Source organism: Amycolatopsis sp. NPDC058278 (assembly GCF_042881395.1).
GTDB lineage: Bacteria > Actinomycetota > Actinomycetes > Mycobacteriales > Pseudonocardiaceae > Amycolatopsis.
Genome location: NZ_JBHVXZ010000207.1, coordinates 1 through 516 on the forward strand (window position 1 = coordinate 1; position 516 = coordinate 516).

At 76.4% G+C, this 516-nt stretch carries 1 protein-coding gene; it reads left to right on the forward strand.

The window, feature by feature from the left end; all coding sequences use genetic code 11:
- A partial coding sequence (locus tag ACFVYA_RS48020; protein WP_387055101.1) for an alpha/beta hydrolase fold domain-containing protein occupies positions 1-444 on the forward strand: 444 nt, incomplete at its 5' end.
- Between the last annotated feature and the right edge of the window lie 72 nt (positions 445-516).

The window sequence follows — 516 nt, forward strand, 5'->3', positions numbered from 1 at the left end:
CTGGCCCGCGACCGCGGCGGCCCGCGGCTGTGCTTCCAGTACCTCGGCATCCCGGAGCTCGACGACCGGCTCGACACCCCGTCGATGCGGGCCTACACCGACACGCCGATCTGGAACCGGCCGAACGCGGTGCAGAGTTGGACGAGCTACCTCGGCACCGAACCGGGCGGCCCGGACGTCTCGCCCTACGCCGCCCCGGCGCGCGCCACCGACCTGGCCGGGCTGCCGCCCGCGTTCGTGACGACGTGCCAGTTCGACCCCCTGCGCGACGAGGGAATCGCCTACGCGCAGCGGCTGGCCCATGCCGGCGTGCCGGCCGAGCTGCGCCACTACCCGGGGACGTTCCACGGCTCCAGCCTGGTCGAGACGGCGGAGATCTCCCGCCGCATGTTCGCCGACGAGCTGGACGCGTTGCGGCGCGGCCTCCGCATCACCGCCGGCTGAGGGAGCGGTGGGGGCCGCCCGACGGGCGGGGGGGACCCGGGGGCCGGGCCGACCCCCCGGCAGGCCGGGATG